8 protein-coding genes and 1 pseudogene are annotated in these 7,136 nt (G+C 69.6%); 8 read left to right on the forward strand and 1 reads right to left on the reverse strand.

Annotation, left to right across the window (positions count from 1 at the left end; all coding sequences use genetic code 11):
- The first annotated feature begins 225 nt into the window (after positions 1 to 225).
- The 5 genes from infB to rbfA all read left to right on the forward strand — a co-directional run bounded on the left by infB (position 226) and on the right by rbfA (position 4,637).
- Positions 226 to 2,070 carry a translation initiation factor IF-2 gene (gene infB / locus VGE03_RS03900; protein WP_414644882.1) on the forward strand — a complete coding sequence of 615 codons (1,845 nt, stop codon included), beginning with the start codon at positions 226 to 228 and terminating at the stop codon, positions 2,068 to 2,070.
- 73 nt (positions 2,071 to 2,143) lie between these two features.
- Entirely contained in the window at positions 2,144 to 2,653 is a 510-nt protein-coding gene (locus VGE03_RS03905; protein WP_331045160.1) for a hypothetical protein, read from the forward strand.
- Positions 2,654 to 2,693: 40 nt separating this feature from the next.
- A complete protein-coding gene (locus VGE03_RS03910; RefSeq protein ID WP_331045161.1) occupies positions 2,694 to 3,374 on the forward strand; it encodes a hypothetical protein in 681 nt (226 codons plus the stop codon).
- Positions 3,375 to 3,385: 11 nt separating this feature from the next.
- Positions 3,386 to 4,075, forward strand: a complete 690-nt coding sequence (locus tag VGE03_RS03915; RefSeq protein ID WP_331045162.1) for a DUF2459 domain-containing protein — start codon at positions 3,386 to 3,388, stop codon at positions 4,073 to 4,075.
- A gap of 115 nt (positions 4,076 to 4,190) precedes the next feature.
- Entirely contained in the window at positions 4,191 to 4,637 is a 447-nt protein-coding gene (gene rbfA, locus VGE03_RS03920) for a 30S ribosome-binding factor RbfA (RefSeq protein WP_331045163.1), read from the forward strand.
- Positions 4,638 to 4,642: 5 nt separating this feature from the next.
- Here the strand turns inward: rbfA and VGE03_RS03925 are convergent, their stop codons facing one another.
- Positions 4,643 to 5,233, reverse strand: coding sequence for a hypothetical protein (locus tag VGE03_RS03925; RefSeq protein ID WP_331045164.1), 591 nt, complete (start codon positions 5,231 to 5,233; stop codon positions 4,643 to 4,645).
- A 53-nt stretch (positions 5,234 to 5,286) separates the two neighbouring features.
- On the opposite strand from VGE03_RS03925, the gene truB reads away from it, so the two are divergent.
- The 3 genes and pseudogenes from truB to VGE03_RS03940 all read left to right on the forward strand — a co-directional run.
- Positions 5,287 to 6,219: a tRNA pseudouridine(55) synthase TruB gene (gene truB, locus VGE03_RS03930; RefSeq protein ID WP_331045165.1), complete on the forward strand. Its 933-nt coding sequence runs from the start codon at positions 5,287 to 5,289 to the stop codon at positions 6,217 to 6,219.
- Positions 6,220 to 6,254: 35 nt separating this feature from the next.
- Positions 6,255 to 6,524, forward strand: coding sequence for a 30S ribosomal protein S15 (gene rpsO, locus VGE03_RS03935; RefSeq protein ID WP_331045166.1), 270 nt, complete (start codon positions 6,255 to 6,257; stop codon positions 6,522 to 6,524).
- Between the two features lie 235 nt (positions 6,525 to 6,759).
- Positions 6,760 to 7,136 (forward strand): annotated as a pseudogene (locus VGE03_RS03940) (polyribonucleotide nucleotidyltransferase); the annotation flags it as partial.

Below are 7,136 nucleotides of genomic sequence, written 5' to 3' on the forward strand. Positions count from 1 at the left end.
CGTCCGGCCCCGAACGCCCCGCCCGCGACCCCCGAGGTCGCCCGCCCCGCCCGCGCCGGCTTCGGCCGCCCGGCGGGAACCGGCCGCGAGGACGATCGCGACAAGCGCTTCAGCGAAAACGCCCCCGGCAAGGCCGTCAGCCGCACCCGCGGCGAGCCGAAGCGCCGTGAGGGCCGCCTGACCATCCAGGCCGTGGCCGGTGGTGACGAGGACGCCGCCGAGCGCATGCGCTCGCTGGCCTCGGTTCGCCGCGCCCGCGAACGCGAGAAGGAAAAGCGCAAGGGCGGCTCGACCGACACGCCGAACCGTCCGCGTGAAGTCGTCATCCCGGACACCATCACGGTCGGCGAACTGGCCAACCGGATGGCCGTGCGCGGCGTCGACATCATCAAATTCCTGATGCGTCAGGGCCTGATGATGAAGATCAACGACGTCATCGATTCCGACACCGCCGAACTGGTCGCCGAAGAGTACGGCATGGCCGTCAAGCGCGTGTCCGAGTCCGACGTTGAAGAGGGCTTCATCGCCGAGGCCGACGACGAGGGCGCCACCGAGACCCGCGCCCCGGTCGTGGCCATCATGGGCCACGTCGACCACGGCAAGACCTCGCTGCTGGACGCGCTGCGCACCACGGACGTGGCGGGCGGCGAAGCCGGCGGCATCACCCAGCACATCGGCGCCTATCAGGTGCGCCTGGAAGACGGCCAGCGCGTCACCTTCCTGGACACCCCGGGCCACGCCGCCTTCTCGGCGATGCGTGCGCGCGGCGCCAACGTCACGGACATCGTGGTCCTGGTCGTGGCCGCCGACGACGGCGTCATGCCGCAGACGGTGGAAGCCATCCAGCACGCCAAGGCGGCCGGCGCTCCGTTGATCGTCGCGGTCAACAAGATCGACAAGCCCGACGCCAACTCGCAGAAGGTCGTCAACGAGCTGCTGCAGTACGAGGTCATCTCGGAAAGCCTGGGCGGCGACACCCAGATCATCGAGGTCTCGGCCAAGGAACGGCTGAACCTGAACGGTCTGATCGACGCCATCCTGGTGCAGGCCGAGGTCATGGACCTGCGCGCCAACCCCGACCGTTCGGCCGAGGGCGTGGTCATCGAAGCCAAGCTGGACAAGGGCCGCGGCCCGGTCGCGACCGTCCTGGTCAAGCGCGGCACGCTGAAGCGCGGCGACATCGTCGTGGCCGGCTCGTCGTGGGGCAAGGTTCGCGCCCTGTTGAACGAGCGCAACGAGCAGCTGACCGAAGCCGGTCCGTCGGTGCCGGTGGAGATCCTGGGTCTGGACGAAGCCCCCTCGCCGGGCGACGTGCTGGCCGTGGTCGAGAACGAAGCCCGCGCCCGCGAGCTGACGGACTATCGCGAGCGCGTGCGCCGCGAGAAGGCCATCGGCGGCGGCAACCAGGTGTCGCTGGTCGACATGATGGCCAAGCTGGGCTCGAAGAAGATCAGCGAGCTGCCGGTCGTCATCAAGTCGGACGTGCAGGGTTCGGGCGAAGCCATCGCCGGATCGCTGGAGAAGATGGGCAACGACGAGGTGCGCGCGCGCATCGTCATGCAGGGCGCCGGCGGGATCACCGAGAGCGACGTGCAACTGGCCAAGTCGGCCGGTGCGCCGATCCTCGGCTTCAACGTCCGTGCGTCGAAGCAGGCCCGCGACCTCGCCGACCGCGAGGGCGTGGAAATCCGGTACTACTCGATCATCTACGACCTTCTGGACGACATGAAGGGCGTGCTGTCGGGCATGCTGGCGCCGCTGCAGCGGGAAACCTTCCTGGGCAACGCCCAGATCCTGCAGGTCTTCGACATCTCCAAGACCGGCAAGATCGCCGGTTGCCGGGTCACCGAGGGCGTAGTGCGCAAGGGCGCCAAGGTCCGCATCATCCGCGACGACGTGGTGGTGCTGGAACTGGGCACCCTCACGACGCTCAAGCGCTTCAAGGACGAGGTCAACGAAGTCCCGTCGGGCCAGGAGTGCGGCATGCACTTCCAAGGCTTCCAGGACATCAAGGCCGGCGACTACATCGAGTGCTTCACGGTCGAAGAGATCAAGCGCACGCTGGACTAGTCGTTCAGGGGATAAGGAAAAGGGGACGCCGCGGCGTCCCCTTTTTGCCATCCGGATCGAGGATCACTTTCGCATGCGCTTCCTGATCGCCCTGCTGACCTTCTGCGCCGTCGCCGGTCCGGCCGCGGCCGAGACCCGGTATCTGGCCTATGACGCCTCGGACCGGATCACCCAGGCCCTGACGCGGGGGATCACGCTGGAGGGCGACCGGGGCCTGTTCGGCGCCATCACCGTGCGGCGGATCATCTCGACCTCCAATCGCGGCGAGGCCGAGATCCGCATCGGCGGACCGGACGCCGCCCGTCGCGCCCTGCCCCGCGGGGCGACCGAGAACATCCTCTACACCGTCTCGTCAGAAGGCGACGGCCGGGGCCTGTCGCGGGCGCTCTGCCCGGGCTCCGAGCAGGCCTATCTGATCCTCGGCCGGGTGCGGCTGGGCCATCCCCTGAGCGCCCAGGCCATCGGACGCTGGGCCGACGGGACCTATCGCCACTGCGTGACCCTGTCCTACAGCTGGCGCGGGGAGTGGGCGATGCCGCCGGCGTCGGGCCCTGACGAATCCGGCGCCCCTGTCGGGCGATAGGGCTTTTGTTGCGGACGGCGTCCCGGCTAGGGTCGGCCGGATGACCGCCACCGCCGTCGACAGATCGAGAAGCCGGAGCAACCGGGGCCTGAAAGGGCTGGCCGGAGCCCTGGGCTTCGTCTGTCTGGTGCTGTTCCTGATGGCCATCGAGCAGAAACAGGCGATGGACGCCTGGGCCATGCTGCGGGACGAGGCGGCCCCGGCCGCGGGCCGGATCGTCGGCTGGGCCGTAGACGGAGCCGTCGACGGCGTGGACGGACTGAAGTCCGCCGCCGAGGGCAGCGACGACCCTCTGGCCGCGACCCCGAACGCCGTGGTGCTGGCCGGCGAGTTCCGCGCCGCCGACGACGCCACCCGGGAGACGGTGGGCGCGGCGACCTTCACCGGCGCCCTGATCCGGCTGGAGCAGGGCGATGTCCTGCGCACCCGTCCCCTGCGGATCGCCGGCGCCGACGAGGCCTACAGCGCCGCCCGCAAGGCCTTCGCCACCGAGCTGGACGCCCGGCCGAACGCCCAGATCGAATTGCGTCAGGTCATCCCCCACGCGCGCGCCGGGACGGTCGTCGCCTCGCCCCTGTGCGGCGGGGAGGCCCCGGGCGTGGTCGCCCTGCTGCACCGCCGGGACCGGGTGGACATGATGCTGTTCCGTGGACGGACAATCGTCGGCCCGGATGCGCCGGCGGACGCCCTGTGCGGCGTCTGGCGTTTCCGCGCGCGCTAGGGAGAGAGGTTTTGGGGGCAAGACGCTTCATTCTCGCGGCCCTGGCCGGCGGCTTGGCGGCCCTGTGGACCTGGACCGCGCCGGGGGACCCGGCCCTGTGGCCCGCCCGCGCCGGAGAACCGGCGATCGAGGCCAGCCTGCTCGACAACGGCTTCCACACCGACCTGGCCCTGCCGCGCGCGGCGCTGGAGGCCCGCGGCGGACCGCTGGCGGAGGCGGTGGAGAGCCTGCCGCCCGGCGACTGGATCCTGATCGGCTGGGGCGACGCCACATTCTATGTCGACCAGAGCCCGATCGGCGACCGCCTGCCGGACGGGGCCCGCGCCTTCTTCGCGCCCGGCAATCCGTCGGTGATCATGCTGGACCCGGCGCAGGCCGACCCGCGCCGGATGTTCGCCGAGGACGGCCGCCGCGACTTCCGCCTGTCCCCCGCCGCCTTCGAGGCCATGGCGGCGCATATCGAGGCCTCGCTGGACCTGTCGACCGGCGCGCCGCGCATCGCCGCCGCCCGCGCCGGGGACGACGCCCGCTTCTTCGCCAGCCGCGAACATTTCTCCATCGGCCACCTGTGCAACCACTGGACGGCGGGCGTGCTGAACGCCGCAGGGATGGAAACCCGGCCCCTGCGGTCGATCGTTTCATCGGAGGTGGTGGCGACGGTCGACCGGGCGAAACTGGACACTCCGGCCTCGCGGGACTAGACCGCGCGCTCATTTCAAAGCCGCGCCCGGAAGGCTCCGCCAGTCCGATCCGACGCGGCCTCGCTTTTCAGCCGGGTCCGAGCCCCGGCGGGCGATCACGAGAAGGAGGCCCCCCATGGCCCGCAAACAACACACCCGCAACGCCTCCGGGCCGCAGGGGCCGTCGCAGCGTCAGCTGCGCGCCGGCGAGTTGATCCGTCACGCCCTGGTCGAGGTCCTGCGCGAGGAAGAGATCCACGACGAGGCCATGCAGGGCGTGTCGGTGACTATCACCGAGGTGCGGCTGTCGCCGGACCTGAAGCACGCCACCTGTTTCGTCGAGCCGCTGGGCGCGGGCGTCGCCGACGCCCCGAACGCGGGCCACGTGGACGAGATCATCAAGGCGCTGAACGCCCACGCCAAATTCCTGCGCGGCGTGCTGGGCAAGCACATCGACATGAAGTTCACGCCCGACCTGCGCTTCCGTCACGACGACAGCTTCGACGCCGCCAGCCACATGGACCGGCTGTTCAACGACCCGCGCGTGCGGGCCGATCTGGAGCGGGGCGACGACGAGGCATGATCGCCTCAGGCCCGCAGGCCGAACTCGCCCGCCAGCCAGTCATGGCAGTCGGGCAGGGACGCGCGCAGGCGCTCGCGGGTGAAGGGGGCGCGCGCCGCCCGGCCCCACAGCGCCACCGAGCCGGTCATGGCGAAGAACTCCGCCGGATTGCGCAGCATATAGGCGTCCGCGGGCCAGTCCCCGCTAGCCCGGGCCTGATCATAGAAGCGCCGGAGCTGACCCGTGCGCGGCAGCCGGGCGTCCATGTACGCGTGCAGCAGCTCATGCAGCAGGACGGGATTATCCGGCGGCGAGGTCTGGTCATCCAGTGTCAGCCGGCCGCCGGCGAAGCGGCCGGGCTGGTTCAGGGCCGGGTCGACCGTCACCGGCACGGAGGCGAACCACGCCTTGACGTCGTCGCGAATGGACAGCCCCTGCACCAGCCCGATCTGCTGGCGGATCCACGCCGCCAGCGCGGGACGCTGATCGGCGGGAACGGCCGACAGGTCGACGACGTGGCCCAGATGGACGAAGCGGTCCGGCGCCTCCCCGGCCTGGGCGACCCCGGCGGCCGCCAGCGGCGCGGCGATCAGAAGCAGGCGTCGGGTCAGGCGCATGGGGCGGGCTCTCCTCGGGTCCGGGGTGTCGAGATTTCAACGGAGAACGGCTGATGGCCCGTCGCAAGAAGGGTTCGATCATCAACGGCTGGGTCTGCCTGGACAAGCCGTTCGAGATGGGGTCGACCGAGGCGGTCACCCGCATCCGCCGCCTGTTCGACGCCCAGAAGGCCGGGCATGCGGGAACGCTGGACCCGCTGGCCTCCGGCATCCTGCCCATCGCGCTGGGCGAAGCGACCAAGACCGTGCCCTTCATGATGGAGGCGCAGAAGGTCTACCGCTTCACCATCCACTGGGGGATTTCCACCGACAGCGTCGACCGCGAGGGCGAGATCATCGCCCGCTCGGACGTGCGGCCGACCCGGGAACAGGTGATCAGCGCCCTCCCCGCCTTCGTCGGCGAGATCGATCAGGTGCCGCCCGCCTTCTCGGCCATCAAGGTGGACGGCCAGCGCGCCTATGACCTGGCCCGCGAGGGGGTCGAGGTGGAGCTGAAGGCCCGCCGGGTGACCATCCATGAGGCGGCGGTGACCGACGCCCCCGACGCCGACCATGTCGAAATCAGAATGCGCACGGGCAAGGGCGTCTATGTGCGCTCGCTGGCGCGCGATCTGGCGGCGGCGCTGGGCGCGGAAGGCCATGTGTCGGCCCTGAGGCGCGAACAGGTGGGTCCGTTCAACGTACAGAACGCCGTGACGCTGGATTCTCTCGAGGAAATGGTGCATAGGGGCGCCGCCTCGGAAGGCTTGCTTCCCGTCGCGACCGCCCTGGACGACATCCCGGGGCTGGCCGTGTCGGATCAGGACGCCTTCTCGCTTCGTCAGGGACGACCGATCGTTCTGCTCCCCCGACAGGTCGAAACGCTCAAGGGTCAGCTGCAAGGCGACGCCCGGACGGTTTCGGTCTTTCTGGAACAGACCCTCGTCGCTCTCGGTCAGTTGCGGGCCGGTCGGATTGAACCCGACCGCGTATTCAATCTCCCCTGACCTCGCTGTCGGGGGCTCCAGCAAGGAGAACCACGATGTCGATCACTGCCGAGCGCAAAGCTCAGGTCATCGCCGATAACGCCCGCGCTGAGGGCGACACCGGTTCGGCCGAGGTCCAGGTCGCGATCCTGTCGGAACGCATCGCCAACCTCACCGAGCACTTCAAGACCCACAAGAAGGACAACCACTCGCGTCGCGGCCTGCTGAAGCTGGTCTCGCAACGCCGCCGTCTTCTGGATCACCTGAGCAAGACCGACAATGCGCGCTACGCCGCCATCGTCAGCAAGCTGGGCCTGCGTCGCTAAGGCGATGGAGGTTCTGGAAGGGCCCGCTCGCGGGCCCTTCTGCTATTTGCCCGGGCGCCGCGGGCGGGACCTCGTCCCACAGTAACGGCGCAGACGAGAGGGCCTTGAAAACCGGTCCTCACATTCACCCGCCCGGGCTTCAATACGGAACCCCGGGTCCACAGGGACCGAAGGACTGAACCCCTGACGCTCCGCCCCGCCGGGAATACGCCCGCCGGGATACGAAAGACGAAATATGTTCGACATCAAACGCAAGACGATCGACTGGGCCGGCCGCCCGCTGACGCTGGAAACCGGCCGCATCGCCCGTCAGGCCGACGGCGCCGTGCTGGCGACCTACGGCGAGACCGTGGTTCTGGCCACCGTCGTCTACGGCCGCGCCCCGAAGCCGGGAATGGACTTCTTCCCGCTGACCGTGAACTACCAGGAAAAGACGTTCGCCGCCGGCAAGATCCCGGGTGGCTACTTCAAGCGTGAAGGCCGTCCGACCGAGAAGGAGACCCTGGTCTCCCGCCTGATCGACCGTCCGATCCGCCCGCTGTTCGTCAAGGGCTTCAAGAACGAGACCCAGGTCGTCGTGACCGTGCTGCAGCACGACCTCGAGAACGATCC

It is taken from the genome of Brevundimonas sp. (assembly GCF_036400995.1).
GTDB lineage: Bacteria > Pseudomonadota > Alphaproteobacteria > Caulobacterales > Caulobacteraceae > Brevundimonas.